The sequence below is a fragment of the Modicisalibacter coralii genome (assembly GCF_004117855.1).
GTDB classification, from domain to species: Bacteria; Pseudomonadota; Gammaproteobacteria; order Pseudomonadales; family Halomonadaceae; genus Modicisalibacter; species Modicisalibacter coralii.
In genome coordinates this window covers 1-24,310 of sequence record NZ_QWBW01000054.1, presented here as the reverse complement: position 1 = coordinate 24,310, position 24,310 = coordinate 1, and the positions used below count along the sequence as shown (strand labels likewise).

General features: G+C 67.7%; 21 protein-coding genes. 13 read left to right on the top strand and 8 right to left on the bottom strand.

Annotated elements, in window-relative coordinates:
- Window positions 1-431: 431 nt before the first annotated feature.
- From cas3f to betT, 4 genes are all read right to left on the bottom strand, one after another.
- On the bottom strand, window positions 432-3,833 hold the full coding sequence (gene cas3f / locus D0901_RS20580) for a type I-F CRISPR-associated helicase Cas3f (RefSeq protein WP_129142164.1): 3,402 nt from the start codon (window positions 3,831-3,833) through the stop codon (window positions 432-434).
- Window positions 3,830-4,810 (bottom strand): type I-F CRISPR-associated endonuclease Cas1f, encoded by a 981-nt coding sequence (gene cas1f / locus D0901_RS20575; RefSeq protein WP_129142163.1) that lies wholly within the window; start codon window positions 4,808-4,810, stop codon window positions 3,830-3,832. Before cas1f ends, cas3f begins: the two co-directional genes overlap by 4 nt.
- A 263-nt stretch (window positions 4,811-5,073) precedes the next feature.
- The gene (locus D0901_RS20570; protein ID WP_129142162.1) at window positions 5,074-5,343 is read right to left on the bottom strand and encodes a hypothetical protein; all 270 of its coding nucleotides are present in this window, start codon (window positions 5,341-5,343) and stop codon (window positions 5,074-5,076) included.
- A 173-nt stretch (window positions 5,344-5,516) separates the two neighbouring features.
- Window positions 5,517-7,574 carry a choline BCCT transporter BetT gene (betT, locus tag D0901_RS20565; RefSeq protein WP_129142161.1) on the bottom strand — a complete coding sequence of 686 codons (2,058 nt, stop codon included), beginning with the start codon at window positions 7,572-7,574 and terminating at the stop codon, window positions 5,517-5,519.
- A 328-nt stretch (window positions 7,575-7,902) separates the two neighbouring features.
- Here betT and D0901_RS20560 point away from each other — a divergent pair, with 328 nt between their 5' ends.
- From D0901_RS20560 to D0901_RS20535, 7 genes are all read left to right on the top strand, one after another.
- Window positions 7,903-8,589, top strand: a complete 687-nt coding sequence (locus D0901_RS20560; RefSeq protein WP_129142160.1) for a hypothetical protein — start codon at window positions 7,903-7,905, stop codon at window positions 8,587-8,589.
- Between the two features lie 245 nt (window positions 8,590-8,834).
- Window positions 8,835-9,422: an MCP four helix bundle domain-containing protein gene (locus D0901_RS20555; RefSeq protein ID WP_162500933.1), complete on the top strand. Its 588-nt coding sequence runs from the start codon at window positions 8,835-8,837 to the stop codon at window positions 9,420-9,422.
- 37 nt (window positions 9,423-9,459) lie between these two features.
- Window positions 9,460-10,371 carry a methyl-accepting chemotaxis protein gene (locus tag D0901_RS20550; RefSeq protein WP_129142158.1) on the top strand — a complete coding sequence of 304 codons (912 nt, stop codon included), beginning with the start codon at window positions 9,460-9,462 and terminating at the stop codon, window positions 10,369-10,371.
- Window positions 10,372-10,519: 148 nt separating this feature from the next.
- On the top strand, window positions 10,520-10,660 hold the full coding sequence (locus D0901_RS21145; RefSeq protein WP_203234927.1) for a hypothetical protein: 141 nt from the start codon (window positions 10,520-10,522) through the stop codon (window positions 10,658-10,660).
- A 6-nt stretch (window positions 10,661-10,666) separates the two neighbouring features.
- A complete protein-coding gene (locus D0901_RS20545) occupies window positions 10,667-11,404 on the top strand; it encodes a metal ABC transporter ATP-binding protein (RefSeq protein WP_129142157.1) in 738 nt (245 codons plus the stop codon).
- On the top strand, window positions 11,401-12,285 hold the full coding sequence (locus D0901_RS20540) for a metal ABC transporter permease (RefSeq protein ID WP_129142156.1): 885 nt from the start codon (window positions 11,401-11,403) through the stop codon (window positions 12,283-12,285). The genes D0901_RS20545 and D0901_RS20540 overlap by 4 nt, the downstream gene beginning before the upstream one ends.
- Window positions 12,286-12,317: 32 nt before the next feature.
- Window positions 12,318-13,436 (top strand): metal ABC transporter substrate-binding protein, encoded by a 1,119-nt coding sequence (locus D0901_RS20535; protein ID WP_129142155.1) that lies wholly within the window; start codon window positions 12,318-12,320, stop codon window positions 13,434-13,436.
- Between the two features lie 47 nt (window positions 13,437-13,483).
- On the opposite strand, the gene D0901_RS20530 is transcribed toward D0901_RS20535, so the two are convergent.
- On the bottom strand, window positions 13,484-14,305 hold the full coding sequence (locus tag D0901_RS20530; protein WP_129142154.1) for a YrhK family protein: 822 nt from the start codon (window positions 14,303-14,305) through the stop codon (window positions 13,484-13,486).
- A 79-nt stretch (window positions 14,306-14,384) separates the two neighbouring features.
- Window positions 14,385-15,308 carry a DMT family transporter gene (locus tag D0901_RS20525; protein ID WP_129142153.1) on the bottom strand — a complete coding sequence of 308 codons (924 nt, stop codon included), beginning with the start codon at window positions 15,306-15,308 and terminating at the stop codon, window positions 14,385-14,387.
- A 106-nt stretch (window positions 15,309-15,414) separates the two neighbouring features.
- On the opposite strand from D0901_RS20525, the gene D0901_RS20520 reads away from it, so the two are divergent.
- From D0901_RS20520 to gloA, 5 genes are all read left to right on the top strand, one after another.
- Window positions 15,415-16,344 (top strand): LysR substrate-binding domain-containing protein, encoded by a 930-nt coding sequence (locus tag D0901_RS20520; RefSeq protein ID WP_162500932.1) that lies wholly within the window; start codon window positions 15,415-15,417, stop codon window positions 16,342-16,344.
- 81 nt (window positions 16,345-16,425) lie between these two features.
- Window positions 16,426-17,091 (top strand): ABC transporter ATP-binding protein, encoded by a 666-nt coding sequence (locus D0901_RS20515; RefSeq protein ID WP_129142151.1) that lies wholly within the window; start codon window positions 16,426-16,428, stop codon window positions 17,089-17,091.
- Window positions 17,088-19,616, top strand: a complete 2,529-nt coding sequence (locus D0901_RS21360; RefSeq protein ID WP_129142150.1) for an ABC transporter permease — start codon at window positions 17,088-17,090, stop codon at window positions 19,614-19,616. Before D0901_RS20515 ends, D0901_RS21360 begins: the two co-directional genes overlap by 4 nt.
- Window positions 19,613-20,785 (top strand): lipocalin-like domain-containing protein, encoded by a 1,173-nt coding sequence (locus tag D0901_RS20505; RefSeq protein ID WP_129142149.1) that lies wholly within the window; start codon window positions 19,613-19,615, stop codon window positions 20,783-20,785. The genes D0901_RS21360 and D0901_RS20505 overlap by 4 nt, the downstream gene beginning before the upstream one ends.
- Before the next feature lie 171 nt (window positions 20,786-20,956).
- Entirely contained in the window at window positions 20,957-21,493 is a 537-nt protein-coding gene (gloA, locus tag D0901_RS20500) for a lactoylglutathione lyase (protein WP_129142148.1), read from the top strand.
- Window positions 21,494-21,556: 63 nt separating this feature from the next.
- Here the strand turns inward: gloA and D0901_RS20495 are convergent, their stop codons facing one another.
- Window positions 21,557-23,137: a GMC family oxidoreductase gene (locus tag D0901_RS20495; protein ID WP_129142147.1), complete on the bottom strand. Its 1,581-nt coding sequence runs from the start codon at window positions 23,135-23,137 to the stop codon at window positions 21,557-21,559.
- Window positions 23,138-23,227: 90 nt separating this feature from the next.
- Window positions 23,228-23,797, bottom strand: coding sequence for a twin-arginine translocation signal domain-containing protein (locus D0901_RS20490; RefSeq protein WP_129142146.1), 570 nt, complete (start codon window positions 23,795-23,797; stop codon window positions 23,228-23,230).
- A gap of 281 nt (window positions 23,798-24,078) precedes the next feature.
- Between D0901_RS20490 and D0901_RS20485 the strand changes: the two genes are divergently transcribed.
- A partial coding sequence (locus D0901_RS20485) for a ribbon-helix-helix domain-containing protein (RefSeq protein WP_129142145.1) occupies window positions 24,079-24,310 on the top strand: 232 nt, incomplete at its 3' end.

The window sequence follows — 24,310 nt, the reverse complement described above, 5'->3', positions numbered from 1 at the left end:
GTTGCTGTCGAAAGGGTGATTCCGATGGATCAGGTTCTTCTGCGACGGTATTTCACGTCTTCTTACTCCTCTGGTGATGTTTTCAGGGGGGCCGGGGCCAACCGGCGGTTGCATACGCCCGGGCGCGTTGCAGCGCGCCCGGGCACTCGAAGTATCTCGCAGGCATTTCCCTGAGTAAAGAGAAAAGTGCCATTGCACGAGCGGCTTCCATTGCTCGAGCGGTTTGATCCTGCCGCGTAGGCAGCTCAGAAAATTGCACGAGCGGCTTCTTCTGTGCTTTCGCTGCCGCACAGGCAGCTTGGCCCCTGGCCACCTGCCCCTTCGGGGGCAGCCTCCTTCCTTGCAAACTATTCTGCCGCACCGTTTCCTGGCGCGCGTCGACCGAGCCGGCCATAGAGGCACCCTGTTGACCTGAGTCAGAAACGGAGCCGTCACGGTCGCCATATCGAGAAGCCCAGCCAGGGGTGATAGCGCCAACCGCGCGAATGCTCCGGCGCCTCCAACTGGCTAAAGTGTCGTGCGGCTTCCACGGGCGTCAACGATTGGTCGTCGGCCTGCTCCTGCAGTAGAGCGGGCAGATCGAAGTTGCCCCAGGGCGCGATGCGCGGCCCCGGATGCAGCGCGACGTCATGACGTTGGTTCTGCTCCACCAGCACATATAACTGCTGTCCACGTTGCTCCGGATCGCTCTCGATGCGATGCAGCAGCAGTGTCTCCGGCGCCTCCTCGTCCTGCGGTAGCAGCACCAGCTTCGTGCTCGGAATGGCGCTCTCGCGAAACGGTTGCTGCTGCGCCAGCACGCCCGTCAGCATGGCTCCGGGGTATTGCCAGCCGCTGGCGGCGTTGAACTCCTCGGCACCTGCCGCCGATAGCGGCAACATGGTGTGGGCCATGCGTGCCTGTTCCAGGTCCGTCAGCCGCATCTTGGGCTGCCACTGCTCGGCGGGGCGCGGCGCGATTCGAGGCAGTGCCGTCAGGGGCTGATACTCGCTCTCTTCCATCAGTTTTCCCAGACGATGAGCAATCAGCCGAAAAGGGTGTCGAGCTGGCGCGCGCGCCAGCTCGAACCCAGGACGTACGAAAATGGCACCGGGTTTGCCATCCGGTCCTTTGTCGCGGGAGAAGTGTCGCAGGTTGGTATCGAATATGAAGATATTGGGCTTGTCATTCAGCCGCTGACGATGGCGCTGAACGCGTCCTGCAAGCTGGATCAGTGAGCGCATCGACGAGGGTTCGGCGATGGCCCAGTCAGCGTCCCAGTCCCTGCCTACTTCGCAGACCGGCGAGGCGATAACCACGAAGATGTGATGGAGTTCGGGGTTGGCGTCGAGCGCCTCGCGGATCGTCGACGACTGAAAGACCGCATCTTCGTCCCGTCGGTTGAAAGTCGTGTCCAACTGCCGTTCGATGGCGGAGCGCTGTACCAACGGGAAGCGAGCGTGATAGACGCAAAGGTGGATTCGGGTGTCTTCGGGGGCGCCTCGCTCGAAGAGCGCCTTGGCGACATCGAAAAGCGGGTCAATATTGGCCATGCGGACCAGGCCAAAGCTGATTCGCTTGTCGCTCGCGGGATCGACTTGCGCATGATCCGCGTGCAACTGCAGTGCGGCCCGCAAGACATGGTCAGCGAACTCGTGGCGGGTGGTCTCGCGGGTCTTGTTATTGGCGATAGTCAGCGGCCAGAGCGCTGCTCGCCGCAGCGGGGCGGCCTGACCTAGCCTTGCGGCACGCCTCTGGATGAAGCGCTCATGGGCTTCGGTAAACCCGCTACGACTCCAGCAGGTTTCATGTCGGGTACCGAATTCATCCGTCCAGATGCACGGGATATCCGCCTGCTCTATCGTCGAGCCGCCCCCGGCGCCTCGATGACGCCGATATTCACGCCGCCCCGCCTGATAGGCGAGAAACATCCCCTCGACCAGCGCCGGGGGTAACGTGGCCGAAGAGAGTACGACACGCGTGCCGAGCATGCCGGCCCATTGCATCAAGCGGGTGAGCGCCGGCAGATCGGCCAGATCGTAATCGTCCAGCTCGTCCAGGACCAGATCGGCACTCATCAGCCGAAGCATGGGTGCGATCTGCCGCCCACCGCGCAGCGATTCAGTGGCGGGTACGAGGTGGTCCACCGTGCAGACCAGCATGGGCGCCATCAACAGACTACGTGTTCTCTGATCATGGCCGGCCCAGGAAAGCAGCGATCCCTGCTCGGTAACTCCTTCGAAGAGCACGTGGTCATCTTCTTCAATGAGTTTCTGTGCCGATGCCGACCCGCTCTCGGTGGCCTGTCGTTCGTGATAGGCGAATAGGGCTCGGCTGGCGCCTCCACCCACCCTAATCGCCAGTTCATCGTCACCCAGCCTCAGATCTTCGCGATAGCTGCGTCCGGTTTGATGTGTCAGTGCTCGCAGACCCAGCGCGAAGGTGGCTCGCATGCCTCGGTCAGGGTCGGAGAGGGCGTAGAGCAGGCGTGCATTGGCCAGTGTCTTGCCGCATCCCGTCGAGGCCATATTGACGATAAAAGCCCCTTTCTCCCGGGCACGGTCGCGTATCCCCAGGGCGGTATCGAATGCCTTGTCCTGCCAACTGAATTTTCCGGCCCCGCTACGTTTACGCAGCCCTCGATGTCGCGCGAGCCGCGGCAGCTCGCGCTCCAGGGAGGGAATTGCATGGGCAATTTGCCCCGCATGGTAGGTGACCCCCTGCAGATGCTCGTCGAGGGTCTGGTTGGCGACGGATTGCCTGCTGCGGTTACGTGTCGTGTTGGCTATCAACCTCGCGTGCGGATGGAGAAACTTGCGACGCGCGTCGTCCGGGGCATCATTCTTATCCAGGGCAAGGCTCGAATAGTAATGGTCGGCCAGCATCAGGCTCAGGCGTGCCAGATGCATGACGAAAGGGCGATCGAGCCAATCGTCGCCTCGGTGTTGTCTGAGTTCGAGAAGCCGACGCGCCAGGCGCGCCGCTTTCGTGCGCCAAGCTTCTCCGGAGACAGGCAGGGGGCCTGCCATCTGCCAATAAGGGGCGATCTCTGTATCGCTACCCGGCGTGAAAATCTCGTTCCAGTCGTGAGCCACGGGATCGAGCGGCGCTTCCAACCAATTCGGGTTGAATGAGCGCACGCGAGCGCCCAGCCAAAGCTGGCGGTCGTCTTGAAAGGCGGGCGCGACCGGCAGGCGATGATGGGTCAGAATCAACCAGCCAAGTGCCTTGGCCAGAGGAGGCAGTCGCTGAAAAGGATGAGGGTCGCTGGCATCCAGCCCATCGCGCTGGTAATCGGCAGGCCGAGTCCAGGACGAGTCATCGTATTCCTGTGCTTGCAGCCGCTTCAGCCAGCCTTCGTCATCGTCTTTGCCAACGAAGGCCTGGAAGAGTCTTAGCGACACCCACTCATGGCGATAGCGGTTACGCTCGCGCAGGCGGCCAGTCAAACGCCACTGAAAGGCTCGGCTCGCTTTGCCAAGGTCATGAAGCAGTCCTGCCATCATCGCCAACAGGCGGATGTCCTCACCGCTATGCCAGTCGTTCTCGTCCTCTTCGCGCAGGATGTTGCGCCGGGTGGTGTTGGTCGGGGTTGCACCGCGGGCGTTGAATTGCGAGGCGTCGCCCACGATCCACACAAGCTCGCTGTGGTCTTGGCCGCGAATCCAGTGGCAAGCCACGGCGGTATTCTTGCGCGCCTTCTGGCGCAGCAGCTTTCTCAGCGTGTCGAGCCCGGCCTTGGTGATCGCGGTCTGCCAGGTGCGCTCGCCGCGGCGTTCGGCGAACTGGTCGAGAATCCGGCGGGTTTCCTTGAGCGCGTTCTTGCGGCACTGGGAGACGATCAGCACGTTCATCGTCGCGCTTCCTCGCCCAGCCGCTCGGCGACGCCTTGCACCACCTCGATCATGGTATCCAGCGCCTCGACGCGGGTGAGCCGTTCGATACAGGCCTGGCGGAATGCCTGCTCCTCGTCGCCACGGCTAGCGGAGATGAATGCCTGCGGCAGAATGACCGCGTCCTTGATCAGGTCGGCGATGTCGAACACCAGGCCGCCGCGTCGGGTCTTGCCGTGGAGCACTGCCAACCCGTGGGGTAACCCCAGCACCCAACTGGCAGTGGCGCCCAGGCCGTAGGCGAGATAGTTGCCGTGATCGAGAAAGCGGTTGGCGGGGTCGACGCCGCTACCTTTCTTGGCGCGCACGAATTCGCCATAGCCGACCGCCTGGGTGGCGATCCGGAACAGCTGCTTGGTCAGCCGGGCTTCTTCCGTCAGCAGTGCGGTGGTGTCCGCTGCCTGGTCGATGGCCCCGCGACTGCGCTCGAGCAGCGCCTTCAACTCGGCCGCGCTGGGCTTGAAGTCGGTATCGCGCTGAAAACGTGCGTCCAGCCAGTGCCGTTCGACCTGGGTCAGGCGCGCACGCTGAAAGCGGCGTGCCGCTTCCAGCCTCAGCGCATCGTCGAACCAGAAGCGCACCCACTGTTGCAGGTACTCGGTGGGGCGGTATTCGCTCTGCGGGTTGAACCAGGCGACCTCGACATCGACTTCGTTGGCGGAAAACAGCGGCGTGCCGCCGCCACCGCAGAAACCGACCAGAACACCGGCCTTGGCCAGCTCCCGCATGGCCGCCTGGGTGATCGAGGTGCCGGTGCCCAGCAGCAGCGAGGTGGTGTTGGCGATGGGGATGTTCCAGTAGGCCGAGCGCTTGCCTTCGTCGGTGACGTACTCCACGCGGCCGCCGTTGACCAGTACGCGGCAGTGCTGCAGGTAGTAGAGGTTGGCACGCTTCGAATGCAGGATCGTCTTGAGATCGGTGGATAAGATATCGTCCATTTCCCCGCCCGAAGTAGCGTGTTGTTAATATCGGTAACTTAAATACACTTCGGCATCTAATCAGAACTCGGGGGATGCTGCCAGCGATGGAGAACCCGGCCTTTCGGGGAGTCAGGCTACACGCCCGATGAACAGCGGTCCTGTCAGTCAGGGATTACAACTCATGTCGAACAGCGAGGACCTGGTCCGGGACCGGACAATCGAGACGACACTGCGCCGATATCTACGTGAACGCGCGTCGCCAGAAATAGCAGAAAACCGATTCAGAGCTTGTCACACGCCGATTCGCGAGGATCGAGCGACTCACCGATCTCGCCCTTGAGATACCGCTCGGACGTCAGCAGGAACAGGCGGCGGCGCAATCGCTGGACGGCCTCCTGACGCGCCAGCTCCCAGCGTTCGAGGTCATCGCTCGCGGCGGCGCAAGCGCTCAGTTGGGATTCCCGGACCATGCGGACCGAGACGTCGCTGGCCCCGAGGACTTGCGGGTTCGGATCGGCATGTCGTTGCGCGGGGTGGGTGCGGTCGATCATGGTAGCCTCCTCGATTGCCGATTTAAATGACAATTATTATCATTTTCAATCGAAAATTAGATCGATCGCCACTCCCTGTCAAGACACCCGCCGAGCTACCGAACTACGCCGCCCCACGAAAACGGCCCCGCGTCGCCGCGGGGCCGGTGGGGTGAAGGACACTTGCCGTGCCGTCAGGCGGGCGGCTGCTCGGGGCTGTCGGGCATGTTGATATGCCCCGGTTCCAGCCGGTTGAGGTGCAGGAACTGCATGTGCCGCTCGTACTGGTCGAGGATGTCCTCGATCACCTGCTCGCGGGTGTAGCCCATCAGGTCGTAACCCTGGCTGCCCTCGAGCAGGTAGACCTCGAGCCGGTAGTAGTGCTTCGAGGCCTGCGGGGTGTGCATGGCGAAACCGGGCGTGGAAAAGCCCTGGCTCCACACCTGATAGGTGAAGTTCTGCTCGTCCTCGAGATCGACGTTGAGCGACAGGTAGTCGTCTCCGTTCTGCACGCCTTCGTGGATCGCGGCATGTACGCCCTGCTCCTCGAGGGAATCGCGTACCGCTTCCATCGCCGGCTTGCAGGTCTCGTCCATGAAGCGCCGCGCCTGGCGCTTGTCGGGGAAGCTCATGGCGCGCCTGAGCCGGTGCTGCCAGCTCTGCGGGCCACGCTCGCCGCCGGTGCGCCCGGAGAGCGACCCGGCCAGGCTCAACTGCCGGCTGTCCTCCTTGAAGGCTTCCAGCTTCAGTGCCTTGAGCAGCCCGGCCATCATGTAGAACAGCACCACCGAGAACGGCAGCCCGGTGATCACCACCGCGCTCTGCAGGGCGCTCAGGCCGCCGGCCAGCAGCAGGGCCAGCGTCAGCACGCCGATCACCGCCGACCACAGGATGCGCATCCAGATCGGCGCGTCGTGGTTGACGTCGGTGAGGATCGAGGTGAAGTTCGACAGCACCAGCGCGCCGGAGTCGCCGGAAGTGACGAAGAACACGATCGCCAGGATGCTCACCGCGATGGTGGTGAAGATCGGCAGCGGGTACTGCTCGAGGAACAGGTAGATGCCCGCCGGCGGGTTGTCCATGACCTGCTGGCCGAACTCGGCGGCACCGCTCATCGCCATGTCGATGGCGCTGTTACCCAGCAGCGACATCCACAGGATCATGAAGATGATCGGCAGCGTCAGGGTGCCCAGCACGAAGGTGCGGATGGTGCGCCCGCGCGAGATGCGCGCCAGGAACAGCCCGACGAACGGCCCCCAGGCGATCCACCAGGCCCAGAAGAACAGCGTCCAGGCGTTGAGCCACGTCGTCGGCGGGTCGAAGGCGTAGGTATTGAACGAGAGGCTGACGAAGTTGGCCAGGTAATCGCCGATGTTCATCACCAGCGCGTTGAGCAAAAAGATCGTCTTGCCGGCGAACAGCACGAACAGCAACAGCGCCACGGCGAGCAGGATGTTGAACTCCGAGAGCCGGCGGATGCCCTTCTCGACGCCGGTGATCGCCGAGATCGTCGCGAACAGCACGATCAGCATCACCAGGATCGCCTGGGTCCAGGTGCTCTTGGGGATGCCGAACATGTACTCCAGCCCGAAGTTGAGCTGGATGATGCCGATGCCCAGGCTGGCAGCGATGCCGAACACCGTGCCCAGCACCGCGGCGATGTCCACCGCGTGGCCGATGGCGCCGTAGATGCGGTCGCCGAAGATCGGATAGAGCGCGCTGCGGATGGTCAACGGCAGGTTGTGGCGGTAGCTGAAGAACGCCAGCGACATGCCCACCAGGGTGTAGATGCCCCAACCGGAGAGGCCCCAGTGCAGGAAGGTCAGTTCCATGGCGTGTCGCGCCGCGGCGATCTGGTCATCGGGCGCCCCGGGCGCGTTATAGAACTGGGTGAGCGGCTCGGCCAGGGCGAAGAAGATCACGCCGATGCCGATACCCGCCGAGAACAGCATCGCCGACCACGAAAAGATGTTGAAGTCGGGTCGCGAATGCTCCGGCCCCAGGCGGATCTTGCCGTAGCGCGATAGCCCCAGGTAGATCACGAAGCCTAGGTAGATCACCACGGTGAGGAAGTAGTACCAGCCGAAGGTGTTGGAGATCCAGCCCAGCACGGCGTTGATCACCGTGTTGGCCTGTTGGGTGGCGATCATGGTCCACAGCGAGAAGACCACGATGCCGATCACCGAGCCGTAGAACACCACCGGATTGAGGCGGTCCTTCGACGGCGAGGCGCTTGAGTCCTGTGTTGTCATTTCGATCCCTCGGGTTTTTTATCGATACCCCGTCGGCAATCCGCGTGGGCACGCGGGGCCAAGGGGGGACCTCGTCGGGGGGCCATGAATAGCGGGCCCCGACGCCTAAGCTTAGGTGGCGGGGGAATTTCCGACGACCGAACCGACGGTATCGCGGCATATCCGAAGTCGGCTTCGGCCGCTCCCCGCCACCCGGGTGCGCACCTGTACAGCCCGGCACCCGGGACGTCAAGCCGGGCGGCGGGCCGCCAGACGCCAGCGATTGCCCTATACTCCCTCTCGGTAACGCCAGCCGCCGGAATGACCGCCGTCTCGACAGGGAGTCCTCATGCCTCGCATCCGCCCGATCACGCTCATGCTCGTCTGCGCCCTGCTGGGCGCGCTCGCCGCGCCCGCCGTGGCGCAATCTCGCAGCGCCGACGAATGGAACGCCTACCTCGATGCCCTCGAGCGCGGCGCGGACCAGGCCACGCTATGGCGCTACGGCTGGGGCGGCATCTATACCGCAAGCCTGGCCGCCAACCTCTATCAGGCCAGCGAGGCGGACGACCACGACGATCGCTTCGATGCCCGCGTGGGGAGCGTCAAGTCGGCGCTGGCGCTGGCCGGAGTGATCGCCGGTCCGCAACCGCACCCCGCGGCCTACCGGCGGCTGCAGACGCTCGCCGAGCAGCGCGATGCGCCACACCTGGCCGAAGCCCGCGCGCTGATGCGCGCCACCGCCGCCGAGGAACGCCAACGCCGGGCCTGGCGGGCACGCCTGGGGTCGCTGGCGATCAACACCCTGGGCGGGCTGGCGATCGGCCTGGGTGACGACCGCCCCCGGGACGGCGCGATCAGCTTCGCCACCGGCATGCTGGTCAGCGAGATCCAGTTGCGGACCCAGCCGACCCAGGCCGGCGCGGCGCTCAACCGCTTCCACCCGGCACGCCTGTCGCTGGGCGACGTACGCCTCGACTATCAGTACGCCTGGGTCCTGGCGCCCGATCGCGTGGGTGTGAACATTCGCTACTGACCGCGTCCCACCGCCCCCTCCCCTGCGGACGACGGCCCCCGCGCCGCGTCCCAAATGTCGCAGATTGTAAAACCCGATGGCGGCCCACTTACGCCGCCGGCCTCTCCTGCCGATAATCCCCATGAACGCTCGTGAACGCCGGGACTCCGGCAAGGCCCGCCGGACCGCACGAGCGTCGTCCCCATGACGCTGCAATGGTGCGACGCCAGGGACACGCAAAATCAAGAACCAAAAAGGACCAAGCCATGTTTCTCAAGAAGAGCGTCAAGTTGCGACTGGGGGTCAGCCTGGGGGCGTGCATCGTCCTGCTGCTGATCGTCGGCGTACTGGGTATCGTGACCGCCGGGTCGGTCAAGCAGAGTCTGGAAAAGACCTACGAAGAAAACCTGATCACCCTGGTACAGCTCGGCAACGTTCGCGACGCCCTGCTCAGCAACCGGGTCAAGATCACTGCCGAGCAGCGCGATGCCGATTCGGCGTCGGCCGCCGCCGCCAAGGCCGAAATCGCCGCCAACGACGCCCGACTCGACAAGGCCTGGACGAGTTACTTTCCGGAGCGCATCAGCAACGCCAAGGAACGGGCCATGGCCGAGCGCTTCCAGAGCGACCTGACCACGCTGCGCGGAAACCTCGACAAACTCGTCACGGCGATGGTCGCCAACGACTTCGCCAAGGCCCGCGAAATCACCAGTGGGCCCCTGAATGCCGAATACCCGACGGTAATCGACGACATCAACCAGCTGGTCGAGATGAACTCCCGGCAGGCGGAAGCCAGCTATCTCGAGGCCGCCGCCAATTACGCCACAGTCGCTGGCCAAGGGGCATCTCGATAGCCGGATCAACATCACCTGCAAGGACGAGTTCGGCGACATGCTGCGCGCCCTCGAGGCCATGCAGGACAAGTTTTCCAGCGTGGTGGTGTCGGTGCGTCGCAATGCCGAATCGGTCAACATCGCCTCCGGCGAGATCGCCCAGGGTACTGACGACCTCAACCGGCGCACCCAGGAACAGGCCTCCAGCCTCCAGCAGACCGCGGCGTCGATGGACGAGATCACCTCCACCGTGCGCCAGAACGCCGACAACGCCGCCCAGGCCGACCGCCTGGTCCACGAGGTCAGCCAGCATGCCCAGCACGGCGGTGAAGTCGCCCAGCAGGCGGTCGGCGCGATGGGCGAGATCAGCGCCTCCAGCCGCAAGATCGCCAGTATCGTCGGCCTGATCGACGAGATCGCCTTCCAGACCAACCTGCTGGCACTCAACGCCTCGGTGGAGGCGGCCCGGGCCGGCGAGCAGGGCCGCGGCTTCGCGGTGGTCGCCAGCGAGGTCCGCACCCTGGCGGGACGCAGCGCCAACGCCGCCAAGGAGATCAAGACCCTGGTCGACGAAAGCGTCTCGCGGGTCGAATCCGGCACCCAGTTGGTCGACCGTGCCGGCCAGACGCTCGCGGAGATCGTCGACGGCGTCAAGCGCGTCACCGACCTGGTCGGCGAGATCGCCGTGGCCAGCCGCGAGCAGTCCCAGGGCATCGATCAGGTCAACCAGGCCGTCGCGCAGATGGACTCGGCTACTCAGCAGAACGCCAGTCTGGTCGAGGAATCCAGCGCCGCCAGCCGCTCACTGCAGGATCAGGCCAGCGAACTACTCAAGGAAGTCTCCTTCTTCCGCAGTGGCGAAAGCCAGTCGGCTGCGCCGGCCCTGCGCGCCCCCGCGCCGCGCCAGCCGAAACCGGCGGCCCGCAAGCCCGTCGCGACCGCCACCGAGGACGACTGGAGCGAATTCTAAGCCCCCATCCCTTCCCCTTGAGCCGCCTTCGGGCGGCGTTTTTTTGTCAAGACAACCAGCCCGGTGCGGCAATTCGGCTTGGCAGCCTCTTTTGTTACGTTATAACATATGCGCTCATTCGTTCGATCGACCCGCGTGGGGCGCTTTCATGTCACATCGTCACCGGCCCGACGGGCCCTGTCATTTTTCCCTGATGTCGCTCGGCGCCGGCCGCCGGATACTGCTGGCGCTGCTGCCGCTGGCGGGGTTGTGGCTGGCGGCGGCCTGGGCCGCCGGCATGCTGGGGTAGCCCGACATGTCGTCGATCCTGACCCTCGAAGCGCTGAGCCTGGCGCAGGGCAACCGGCTGGTGCTGGAGAACATCGACGGTCGTTTCGAGGCCGGCTCCATCACCGCGCTGGTCGGCCCCAACGGCGCCGGCAAGAGCACCCTGGTCCAGGGCATCATGGGCATGCTGCGCCCGATCGCCGGCCGGGTGAACTGCAGCGTGCCCAAGGCGCACCGCGCCTGGCTGCCACAGCAACTGGCGCTGGATCTCTCCTTTCCCATGAGTGTCGAGGAGCTGGTGATGACCGGCTGCTGGCCCACCCACGGCAGCTTCCGGCGTTACGGGCCGCAGGAATACCGGCGCGGCCAGGCGATCATGCACCGCCTGGGCCTGCAGGCCTTCGAACATCGGCCGTTGGGCGAGCTGTCCGGCGGCCAGCGCCAGCGCGCCCTGCTCGGCCGCACCCTGATGCAGCGCGCCCGCTTGCTGCTGCTCGACGAGCCCTTCGCCAACGTCGATGCGGCGACGGTGGAAGTGCTGATCGAGGTGCTGCGCGACATGGCCGCCGACGGCGTGACGATCCTCGTCGTCCTGCACGATCACGACCAGCTCCGGTGCCTGGCCGACCGGGTGCTGCTACTCGACCGCGGCCACGGCACCTGGACGACGCCGGCCGCGCTGGGCGAACTCTCGCGCCTCGGGCATCCGCCCCATACGCCCCCGCCGAGCGGGGCCGCTCACTCACCGACGGGGAATCCGGCATGATCGACTGGCTGTACACGCCACTGGTGGAATTTGGCTTCATGCGGCGCGCCCTGGTGGCCGGACTGGCGCTGTCGCTGGTGGCGCCGCCGCTGGGCGTCTTCCTGACGTTGCGCGGCATGAGCCTGGTGGGCGATGCCATGGCCCATGCGGTGCTGCCGGGCGTGGCCGTGGGCTTTCTGCTGGCGGGTTTCTCGCTGCCGGCGATGAGCGCCGGCGGGCTGGTCGCCGGGTTGCTGGTCGCCGGCCTCGCCGGCGGCGTCTCGCGGCTGTCCGGGCATCGCGAGGACTCGGCGATCGCCAGCTTCTACCTGATCTCGCTGGCGGCGGGGGTGATGCTGATCTCGCTGCGCGGCAGCAGCGTCGACCTGACGCACGTGCTGTTCGGCTCGATCCTGGCGGTGAACAGCACGGCGTTGTGGCTGATCGTCGCCGTCTCGAGTGCCACCCTGGTGGTGCTCGCGGCGATCTTCCGCATCCTGGTGGTGGAGTGTCTCGACCCGCTGTTCCTGCGCGGCCAGGGCGTCCGCGGCGGCGCGGTCCATGCCCTGTTCCTGGGCTTGATGGTGCTCAATCTCACCGCCGGGTTCCAGACCCTGGGCACCCTGATGGCGGTCGGCCTGATGATGCTGCCGGCCACGGCGGCACGCTTCTGGTCGTCGCGCCTGGAGGGACTGATGGGGCTGGCGATCGCCATCGGCATGCTCTCCAGCACCGGCGGCCTGTTGCTGTCGTATCACGCCGGGCTGCCTTCCGGGCCCTGCATCATCCTGCTGGCCGGCGCCATCTACCTGGTTTCCGCGCTGTTCGGGCGCTACGACAGCCTGGCCGCGCGCTGGCGCCGCCGCGTGCAGCCACTGCTGCCGCCGGACGCCCACGGCTGACTCTTTCCACCCCCGTCGCAAGGAATCCCCCGATGTCCCGTCATCCGCTCGTCTCCCCGCTGTTCAAGGGTCTGCTGACCGCCGGCATCCTGAGCCTGGGTGCGCTCGCCACCGCCCAGGCCCGGGAGCCGCTCGAGGTGGTCACCAGTTTCAGCATCCTCGACGACATGGTCTCGACCATCGGCGGCGACCACGTCGAGGTCTCCTCGCTGGTCGGCCCCGACGGCGACGCCCATAGCTTCTCGCCCAGTCCCAGCGACGCGCGCACGCTGGCCGATGCCGATCTGGTGGTGGTCAACGGCCTGCAGTTCGAAGGCTGGATCGACCGCCTGATCGATGCCAGCGGTTATGACGGCGACGTGGTGGTGGCCAGCCGCGGCATCGAGCCGCTGGCGTTCGACGGCCACCACGACGAAGAGCCGGCGGGTCACACCCCCGCTGACCACGACCATGATCATGACGGCCACGATCATGCCAGCACCGAGCATGACCATGACGACCACGATCCTGCCAGCACCGAGCATGACCATGACGGCCACGACCATGCCAGCGCCGGGCATGATCATGACGACCACGACCACGACCACGCCGAAGCCGGCCACCATCACCACGGCAATCTCGACCCCCACGCCTGGCAGGATCTCGCCAACGGCGAGCAGTATGCGCGCAACATCCGCGATGCCCTGGTGAAGGCCGATCCGGCCCACGCCGACGACTACCGCGCCAATGCCGCGCATTACATCGAGCAGATGAAGGCTCTCGACACCGAGATCCGCGAGCGCCTGGCCAGGATCCCCGAGGCCGACCGGCTGATCATCACCAGTCACGACGCCTTCGGCTACTTCGCCCACGCCTATGGCCTCGAGCTGCTCGCCCCGGTCGGCCTCAACACCCAGGCCGAGCCCAGCGCCGGCGACATGGCCGAGTTGATCCGGCAGATCGAGACCAGCCACGCCAAGGCGCTGTTCCTGGAGAACATGAGCAACCCGGCCCTGGTGCGTCAGCTGCAGGAGGAGACCGGCGTCGCCATCGGCGGCACGCTCTATGCCGACGCTCTGACGGCCGACGGCGAAGGCAGCACCTACCTCGGCATGTTCCGCCACAACGCCGACACCCTGGTCGCGGCACTCACCACGCCCGACAAGCAGTGAACCACCGCCGGTGCGCCAGGGCACCGGCGCATGGCCCCGTCACGGGGTCAGGGCATGCCCCGTGACGCCAGCCCCTCGGCACGCCAGGCGTGGCGGAACTCCGCGGCGCTGATCTCACCGCGCAGGTAGGCCATGAGCAGGGCATCGTCGCCGGCATGCCGGCTCTCGCCGTCGCGATGCCGAGCCATGAGCAGATAGGCGCGGTAATAGTTGAAGACACCGCCGAGAAAGAACAGCAGGCTGCCGATCAGGTACTGCCAGGCCAGGAAGGTGAACAGCCGCAGCTTGCTCGCCGGATCGTCGAAGGTCCACAGGTAGGGGATCGAGGCGATCGCGAACAGCACCGAACCGACCACGAAGGCGACCGCCGTCAGGTTGGTCATCTGCATGGACAACAGCGACGGTGCCTGGACGATCCGCAGCACATTGACGCTCGCCCCGAGCACGAACAGCAGCGAGCCGATGACGAAGCACCAGGCGCCGGCGGTGAACCAGCCCCACCAGCTGAGAAAGAACAGGCTGCCCACGGTGAACAGCACCGTGCCCGTCAGGTAGCTGCTGGCGGCGAGCATCTCGAGCCGCCGACCGGGGGCATGATGGCTACGCTGACGCCAGTACTTGCGTACCTCCAGCATGTCGTGCCCGGTCACCACCAGGTACAGCAGCGAACCGACGAAGAACACCCAGGCGCCGATGTTCTGGTAGGCCTCGAAGCGCGGAAAGAAGAACACGCTGCCGACGATGAACAGAAAGCCACCGATCTTGTAGAGGATGGCGTTGGCGGTTTCCCAGCGGAAATCGTCGCGCGGGTCGGGAGTCTCGCGGGTCAGGTCGGACAGCTTGGCGCGATTGGTGAACAGGTGAGGCACGGGCATATCCCTTCGCGGCGCGGGCGAAACGCGCGCCCGCGGGGAACGGTCATGGTAGCAATGCCCGCGACTTCGGGCATCACCCGTCGCGTCCGGGAGACACGGGGCGCACACGCAGGGCCTGCACGCCGGCCACCACGATCGCCGCCATCCCCGCCAGTGTCAGCGGCCCCGGCCACTCGCCCAGCAGCAGTCCGCTGCACAGTGCCGCCGCCGGCAGATAGCCGTAATCGCAGGTCGCGATCAGCATCGGCCGCCCCTGCTGGAACGCCAGCGCCGTCAACAGACTGGCGGTGACGATCAGCACGCCGAGCAGGGCCATGATCCCCCACAAGCCGCCCGATACCGGCCGCCAGCCACTCAGCACGAAGGGCTGGAGCGCCACGAACCGGGCATCGAGCCCCGCCACCGCCGCCAACCCGACGACGCCGCACACCACGAAGGCCAGGTTGAGGCCCAGCGACATCATGGCGGCCGATTCCGCCTGGCAGCGATAGCGCGTGACCAGTGCCGCCAGCGCATAGCACAGGGCACTGCCCAGCGGCAGCAGGCTCCAGGCGGTGAACCCGGCCGGGCTGGGACGCAGCATCAGCAGGACCCCGCCGAAGCCCACCGCCACGGCGACCGCCCGCCGCCCATCGAGGCGCTCGTCGGGAAGCCAGGGCGCCATCAGCGCCAGCAACAGCGGGAAGGTGTAGGCAGTGGCGGCCACCACCGGCAGGCTGAGTACCGCCAGGGCGGCATAGAACAGCCCCCACATCGCCACCATCAGCCCACTGCGCAACGCCACCCAAGCGGGGTGCCGCCAGCGCAGCGGCACCCGACGCCAGCGCAGGATACCGACCAGCAGCGTCACGGCCACCGGGGCGCGCATCAGATAGAGCTGCCAGATCCCGATGTCGCCGCTGAAGCGCTTGACCAGGGCATCGTGGCCGGCAATCGCCAGCGTGGCGATGACGATGGCGCCGACGGCGCGAACCTCGCTGCTGCTGGCCGGAAACATCGCCGAACCTCCTCTCCTGGTGGCATTCAGCGTAAAGTGTGAGCTGAAGGAATGGGCGTTTCACACGATCTTTGCCGCGCGTCGCTTTACAGGAGATCAAGTCAGCATGAGTCGGCTGCGTCAGGCCCTGCCGCCCCTCTCCACCCTGCTGCCCTTCGAGGCGGCCGCCCGTCACCAGAGCTTCCTGCGGGCCGCGCAGGAATTGAGCCTCACCCAGGCGGCGATCAGCCGGCGTATCCGCGCGCTGGAGGAATCGCTCGGTGTCGCGCTGTTCGAGCGTCGCCATCGCCAGGTGGTGCTCACCGAGGCGGGCCGCACGCTCGCCGAGGCCGTCGCCGGCGGGCTCACCGATATCGCCGAGTGCGCACAGCGCCTGCGCCACCGTCAGCCGCCCCACGAGGTGGTGCTGTTCGCCGAGCTCTACGTGGCGATGTACTGGCTGGTCCCGCGGCTGAACGACTTTCATCGCCGCCACCCGCGGATCTCGGTGCGCATCAACGCCTCCAGCCAGCCCCTGGTCCAGGCCATGGAACCCTTCGACCTGGCGATGCAGTGCACCGACCGGCCCAGCGGCCTGCTGGCCCCGCTGCTGTCGGTGCCCGACGAGGTCTTTCCGGTCTGCAGCCCCGCGCTGACCGAGCCGCATGCCTGGTCGATCGAGACCCTGCTGTCCCGCCCCCTGCTGCATTATCGGGAGAGCGACAACGATGCCTGGATGAGCTGGCGAACCTGGCTCGAAAGGGTCGGCCACCCGCAGCCGCCGCCGGCGCCGACCAGCGGGCAGCTGTTCGACAGCTACCCGGTGATGCTGCAGGCGGCGATGAACGGCCACGGGATCTGTCTGGGCTACGGCGGTATCGGCCAGCTCGTGCGCAAGGGTGAACTGGTGCGCCCGGTGGTGGAGAGCATCCGGCTGGACGCGGGCATGTCGGTGTACCGCGCCCGTCATGCCGACGACCGCCCGGCCGTGGACAGCGTCCTCGACTGGCTGGCGGAGATCCTGACCACGCCGGAGCGCCTGCAACGCGAGGACTGACGTGGCACACCGATCGTAACGGGTCACCACTGCCGCCCTTTGCTAATATGCTCGGGACACGCCCGTCGAGAGCCCGCCCCCATGCTGCAACTGACCGACGTCGCCAAGAGCTACCCCACCCCCCAGGGGCCGCTGTTCGTCCTCGACGGCATCGACCTGCGCCTCGCCCCCGGCGAGAGCCTGGCGCTGATGGGCGAGTCGGGCAGCGGCAAGTCGACGCTGCTGCATCTCGCCGCGGGGCTCGATACCCCCGATCGCGGCGAGATCGTGCTCGGCGCGCGGGCCCTGTCGAGCCTCGACGAAGCGGGTCGCGCCGACCTGCGCCGCCAGCGCCTGGGGCTGGTGTTCCAGCAATTCCATCTGGTGCCCAGCCTGTCGGTGCTCGACAACCTCACCCTGCAGGCGCGTCTCGCCGACCGCGAGGACCGCGACTGGACCCACCACCTGATCGAGCGGCTGGGCCTCGCCGGCCTCGAGGGGCGCTATCCCGAACAGCTCTCCGGCGGCCAGCAGCAGCGCCTGGCGATCGGCCGCGCCCTGGCGCCGCGCCCCGAGTTGCTGCTCGCCGACGAGCCCACCGGCAACCTCGACGAGGGCGCCGCCGACCAGGTCCTCGACCTGCTGCGCGCGCTGATCGGCGAGAGCGACTGCGCCCTGCTGATGGTCACCCACAGCGCGCGGGTCGCGGCCCCGCTCGACCGCTGCGTGCACCTGCACCACGGTCGGCTCGCCGACCGCACCCCATGACCGCGCCGCCAGCCCAGCGGGGCCGTCGGCGGGTGCTCGCCACCACCCTGGCCACCCTGCTCTCGCACTACCGTCGCCACCCCGGTCAGTTGGCCATGCTGCTGCTCGGCCTGTGGGTCGCCAGCGCGCTGTGGAGCGGCGTGCAGGCGATCAACGCCTCGGCGCGGGACAGCTACGCCCGCGCCGAGGCGCTGTTCGAGAGCCGGCTCGACCGCATCGAACGCCGCGACGGCGAACCGCTGGCACTGGCCGAGTATCTCGACCTGCGCCGGGCCGGCGCCGCCGTCTCGCCGCTGGTCGAGGGCACCCTGGCGCTGACCGACGGGGAAGGGGCTTCGCGGCCCCGAGTCAGGCTGCTGGGCATCGACCCGCTGACCCTGCCCGGCGATTCGCCGCTGGCCCGCCGCCAGAGCAGCGGCGAGGCCCTGCGCGACTGGCTGCTGCCGCCCCATCGGCTGCGCGCCGCCCCGGACGTCGCCGCCGCAGCCCGTGCCGACCCGCGCCTGCCGCCGGTCGAGGTCGATGCCAGCCTGCCGCCCGCCACCCTGGTCACCGATGTCGGTGTCGCCCAGCGCCTGCTGGGGCTCGACGGCCTCACCCGGCTGGTGATCGCCCCGCGTGCCGCGGCCGAGCTACCCGCGACGCTGGTGCGCATTCCCGCCCGCCAGTTGGCCTCGCCGGGGCAGCTCGCCGACAGCTTCCACCTCAATCTCACGGCAATGGGACTGCTGGCCCTGGTGGTGGGGCTGTTCATCGTCCACGCCGCCCTGGGCCTGGCGCTGGAACAGCGCCTGGGGCTGATGCGCACGCTGCGCGCCCTGGGCGTGCCGGGGCGTTCGCTGGTCGTCGCCCTGGGGCTCGAGCTGCTGACCCTGGGCCTCGCCGGCGCCGCGCTGGGCATCCTCAGCGGCGTGGCGCTGGCCCGGCTGCTGCTGCCCGACGTCGCCGCCAGCCTGGACGCCCTCTACGACGCCGACGTGGGGACCCGCCTGGCGCTGCCCTGGAGCTACTGGCTGGGCGGCGTGGCGATCACCCTCGGCGGGCTGGCCACCGCCGGGGCGGGCCTGCTGTGGCGGGCCGCACGGCTCGACGTGCTCGCCCTCGGCCACGCCCAGGCCTGGCGGGCGCGGCTGGCACGACAACAGCGTCGTCAGGCCGTGGCCGGCGGCGTGCTGCTCGGCCTCGCCGGGCTGGTGGGGCTGTGGCTGCATCTGGCTCATGGCCAGCATCTGGTCGCCGGCTTCGTGATGGTCACCGCGGCGCTGCTCGGCGTGGCGCTGTGGTTGCCCACCCTGCTCGGTGGCGCGCTGCGCCTGGCCGCGGGCCGGCTGCGCCGCCGGCCATTGTGGCAGTGGGCGCTGGCCGATCTGCAGCTCCAGCTGCCGCGCCTGCAACTGCCGATGATGGCACTGCTGCTGGCGCTGGCCGCCAACCTGGGGGTCTCCAGCATGGTCGGCGGCTTCCGCGTGACCTTCCTCGACTGGCTGGACCAGCGCCTGCTCGCCGATCTCTACATCCACCCGCCGGCCGAGCGCTACGCGGCGCTGGAAAGCTGGCTCGACGCCCAGCCGGAGGTCGCCACCCTGCTGCCGGCACGTCATGCCGACGCCACCCTGCTGCCCGACGACCGCCGCGCCAGCGATGCCGCCCCGGCCCCGGTGGCACTCTTCGGCCTCCGTCCGGCGCCGGTGCTGCGCGCGAGCTGGCCGCTCGCCGCCACCCGCGATGGCCGCGACGCCGCCTGGCGCGCCCTCGAGGGCGGCGCGGTGTTCGTCAACGAGCAGCTCGCGCGACGCCGCGCCATCGCCCCCGGCGACGCCATACGCCTGCGCGGCGCCGACGGCAACGTCCACCGCCTGAGCGTCGCCGCCGTCTACCCCGACTACGGCAACCCGCATGGCGAGATCGTCATGCCGGTGTCGCGACTGGCCCGGCAATTCGCCGCCCCGCCCGGCAGCCTGGGCGTGGTGCTAACCGCCGACGCCACGCACCGCGACGCCGCCCTGTCGGGCCTGCACGAACGGCTGACGGCGCGCTTCGGGCCGGCAGTGAGCGAGACGCTGATCGACCAGCACGCGCTCAAGGCCGAGTCGCGCCGGGTCTTCGAGCGGACCTTCGCCATCACCGCCGCCCTCAACGGGCTGACCCTGGGGGTCGCGGCGCTTGCCCTGTTGACCACCCTGCTGGCCCAGGCCGATGCCCGGCTCACCCAGTTGGCGCCGCTGTGGGCGCTGGGCGTCTCGCGCTCGCGGCTGGTCGCGGCGCAGCTCGGCCAGCTCGCCGCCTGCGCGCTGGGCACGGCACTCGTCGCCCTGCCGCTGGGTATCGCGCTGGCCTGGTCGCTGGTCGCGGTGATCAACGTCGCCGCCTTCGGCTGGCGCCTGCCGCTGCACGTCTTTCCCGGCCAGATGGCCACGACCCTGGCGCTGGCGGTCGTCGTCGCCGCGCTGGCCGCGCTGCTGCCCGCCTGGCGACTGTGGCGAATGCCGCCACGCCGACTTCTGCAGGAGTTCGCCGCGACATGAGACACCTCAGAACGCTGCTCGCCGGCGTCCTCGTCGCCCTGCTGGCCTTCGGCGCCTGGCGGGCCTGGTACCCGCCGGCCGGTCAGGACCAGGCCGACAAGGGCGCTTCTGAAGGCTATGCCGGGCTGGGCACGGCCGCCGAGGGCTACGCCGAGGCGCGTCCAGGGGGACGCCTCGCCTTCCCCGCCGATCACGGCCCGCACCCCGACTTCCGCATCGAGTGGTGGTACCTGACCGCCAACCTCACGGACGCCGCCGGCCGGCCGTTCGGTATCCAGTGGACGCTGTTCCGCCAGGCGCTGGCCCCGCCCGGCACGCTCGACGAGGGGGCCGATTCGCCATGGACGACCCGCCAGTTGTGGATGGCCCACGCCGCGGTCTCCACGCCCACCGGGCACCGCTACGCCGAACGCTTCGCCCGGGGCATGGCCGTGCCGGATGCCCGTGGCCAGGCCGGGGTGACGGCCGCGCCCTTCGCCGCCTGGCTGGACGACTGGCGGCTCGCGGCAACCGACGGCGCCGATACCGGTCTCGATCATCTGGACGTTTCCGCCGGGGGCGACGACTTCGGCTACCGCCTGCGACTCGACGCCGAAGGGCCGCTGGCGATCCACGGCGATCATGGCTTCAGCCGCAAGTCCGCCGACGGTCAGGGCTCGATCTACTACAGTCAGCCGTTCTATCGGGTCGCGGGCACGCTGACGGTGGATGGCGACCCCGTGGCAGTGAGCGGCCGCGCCTGGCTGGATCGCGAATGGAGCAGCCAGTTGCTGGGCCCCGACCAGTCGGGCTGGGACTGGTTCTCGCTGCACTTCGACGACGGCGCCAAGCTGATGGCGTTTCGCCTGCGCGGCGCCGGCGAGGCGGGTGGCGACTACCTCTCGGGGAGCTGGATCGCCGCCGACGGCACGGTGACGCCGCTCGATGACGACGCCCTGCGGCTCACCCCGCTGTCCCGAACCTCGGTCGCCGGTCGCGAGCTGCCCACCGCCTGGCGCGTCGAGGTCCCCGGCCACGACCTGGCGGTGACCGTGCAGGCCATACAGCCCGATCAATGGATGGGCACCGCCTTCGCCTACTGGGAAGGCATGGTCAGCGTCACCCCCGTCGACGCGACGTCGCCGAGCGCCCGGCATGGAGTCGGCTATCTGGAAATGACGGGCTACTGAGAGGGGACTTGGCGGCACCGGAACGCCGTGGCAGGCTGAAGCCGCCGATGCGGCCGGCACCGGATATCGCCGTCACCGGCCGGGCTGGCTACGCTGAGCAGGAGAGGTGCGATCACCGCGCTTCCGAGGAACCCAAGTCGCCGTCCAACAGAGCACTCGCAAGGAGCCCCCATGACGCTATTCACCGAGGAACATCCCGGTGTCGAGACCCACGTGCCGCCCGAGACCTCGGGGTTCACGCTCAATCACAGCATGCTGCGGGTCAAGGACCCCGAACGTTCGCTGGCGTTCTATACGCGGGTGTTCGGCATGCGCGTGCTGCGCAAGCTGGACTTCGAGGAGTTGCAGTTCTCGCTGTACTTCCTGGCCCGCCTCGAGGAGGAGGACGAGGTCCCCGAACAGACCTGCGAGCGCACGGTGTGGACCTTCAACCAGCGTGGCCTGCTGGAGCTGACCCACAACTGGGGCACCGAGAATCAGGCCGACTTCGCCTACCATGACGGCAATGCCGAGCCGCAGGGCTTCGGGCATATCTGCTTCTCGGTGCCCGATCTCAACGACGCCATCGTCTGGCTCGACGAGAACGGCGTCGAATTCGTCAAGCGCCCGGAGCAGGGCAAGCTCAAGAACGTGGCCTTCGTGAAGGACCCGGACGGCTACTGGATCGAGATCATCGAACCCGCGCTGATGGGCAATACCGGCATGTGAGCCGGGGCGCCCGGCCGGCCCGGGCGCTTCCTTCCCGATGCTGCGGTCATCGCCAGGCCAGGTTCAGACGGCCCGCGCCTTGAGCTGCTTGCCGATGTACTCGGCCTGGCGGATCGCCAGCGCGACGATGGTCAGCGTGGGGTTCTCCGCGGCCGAGGTGGTGAACTGGCTGCCGTCGGCGATGAACAGGTTGGGGATGTCGTGGCTCTGGCCATGGGCGTTGCACACGCCGTCCTCGGGCCGGGCGCTCATCCGGCAACTGCCCAGGTTGTGGGTCGACGGATAGGGCGGCACCCGGTAGATGTCCCTGGCGCCGACCGCCGCGTAGATCGCCGAACCGCGCTGATAGGCATGCTCGCGCATGGCCAGGTCGTTGTCGTGGTCGTCGTAATGGACATTGGCCACCGGCAGCCCGTAGGCGTCCTTGACGTCGTGATTGAGGGTGATGCGGTTGCTTTCGCGCGGCATGTCCTCGCCCACCAGCCACATCCCGGCCATGTGGGCGTACTGGTCCATGGCATGGGTGAAGTCCTTGCCCCAGGCGCCCGGATCGAGGAAGGCCGCCATGAACGGCAGGCCCAGCGACAGGGTTTCCATCTCGTAGCCGCCGGCGAACCCCCGCGACGGGTCGAAGCCGACCTCGTCGGAGACGATGCCGGCCATGGTGGTGCCGCGATACATGTGCACCGGCTCGTCGAAGGTGGCGTAGACCGAACCGGTCATGTGGCGCATGTAGTTGCGCCCCACCTGACCGGAGCTGTTGGCCAGCCCGTCGGGGAATTGCGCCGACGCCGAGTTGAGCAGCAGCCGCGGGGTCTCGATCGAGTTGCCGGCCACCGCCACCAGCCGCGCCTTCTGACGCTGCCGGTCGCCGTTGGCATCGAAGTAGACCACGCCGGTGACCCGGCCCTGGTCGTCGTGCTCGATGGTGGCGACATGGGACTGCGGGCGCAGTTCCATGTGCCCGGTGGCGATCGCCCTGGGCAGCTCGGTATAGAGCGTCGACCACTTGGCGCCGGTGCGGCAGCCCTGGAAGCAGAAGCCGCGCTGCTGGCAGGGCGCCCGGCCGTCGCGGATCTCGCTGTTGATCGCCATGTGGCCGGTGTTGCAGGTGTAGCCCAGCTTGGTGGCGCCGGTGTACATGACATGGAAGTTGTTGTTGCCGGGCAGGCCGTGGATACCGTGGGTACGGGTCACGCCCATGCGATCCTCGGCATTGTCGTAGTAGGGCGCCAGTTCGTCGGGGTCGAGCGGCCAGTCGAGCAGGTTGGCGCCGTCGAGCTTGCCGTAGTGGCTCAGTGCGCGGAATTCGTGGGGCTGGATGCGCAGGCTGGCACCGGCCCAGTGCACGGTGGTCCCGCCCACCGACTTGACGATCCACGCCGGCAGGTTGGGGAAGTCCCTGGCCAGACGGAAGCTGCCCGAGGTGGTGCGCTTGTCGAGCCAGGCCAGCTGACTGAACGAGGCCCACTCGTCGGCCAGGAAGTCGTCGCGGGTATGCAGGGCGCCGGCCTCGAGCACCACCACGTCGATGCCCTGCCTGGCCAGCTCGTGGGCCAGCGTGCCGCCCCCCGCCCCGGAGCCGACGATCACCACCACCGCGTCGTCGAGGGCGAAGCGCTTCTGGTTGTCAGTGAGTGCCATGACGGTCTCTCCTCATCGTTGTCGTTATCGGCGATCCGGCGATCCGGCGATCCGGCGATCCGGCGGCCCGGCGATCCGGCGGCCCGGCGCTCAGGCCTGCGGCGCCTGGCCGGGCATGTAGCCGTCCGCCGGCTGGGGCGGATCGGGCAACCACTGCAGATCGCTGAACCCGTTGTAGAGATAACCGACGTCGCCCTCGGCGCCCTGATAGCCGAAGTGGGCGAAGGCCAGCGGGTTGTTGTAGAGCGAGACCACCGCCGTCGCGCGCAGCTTCTCGAAGAACGGCGTGCCCTCCAGCGATTCGATGCGCTGGAACTGGTCGGCCGCATCGAGCGCCAGCCAGTCGCCGCTGGCGTCGCTGTCCAGCGAGGCGATGCCGCCGCGGATCAGTTCGTGGGTGGCGGGGTCGGCCGCGGCCTTGTCGAGGTCCTTGACCACGAAGGCATAGACGGCATCCTCGAGGTCGGGGTGCGGGAACATCTGCCGGGTCATCTCGAGCAGGACGCTGCCCTCGCGGGTACTCAGCGTATCCAGCGGCATCGCCCAGCTGCGGCTGGGCGCGAGCAGCGCGATGGGGCCGCCGGCGAAGGCCAGCGTGCCGACCAGGGCGCCGCCGCTGGCCTTGAGGAAGACACGGCGGGTGAGCGGGCGTGACAACATGGCGTTTCTCCCCAGGATGGGCTGACACGACCGGCCTGGCGCGGCACGATACGGTGTCTCCCGGTTGTTGTAGTGGGCGTGGAATGCCTGGACGGCACCCCCTATAGCTGAGCGTAGGCCGCCATCGGAGAAACGGGTAACAGTGGGTTACTACGTAGCCGAAGGTATGAGAGGCGCCGGCCAGGCCCCGCGCTTTCGCCGAGGCCCGACCCGAGTGGCTTGGCCTGGACCCCGAACCCCGGCTAATTTAGAAACAGGACCTGCCGCAAGAGACGCCGACGATGTGCCATGTCTATGCCTCCACCGATCCGCAACGCTACGAGAGCACCACGCGGTCGGTGCGCCTCCAGGGCTGCGTGACCAGCGTGCGCCTGGAAAACGAGTTCTGGGAGATCCTCGATGGCCTGGCCGCCGAGCAGGACCTGTCGACCGCCCGCTTCATCAGCCAGCTGCACGACGAGGTCATCGCCGAGCGCGGCGCGGTGCCCAACCTGGCCTCGCTGTTGCGCGTCG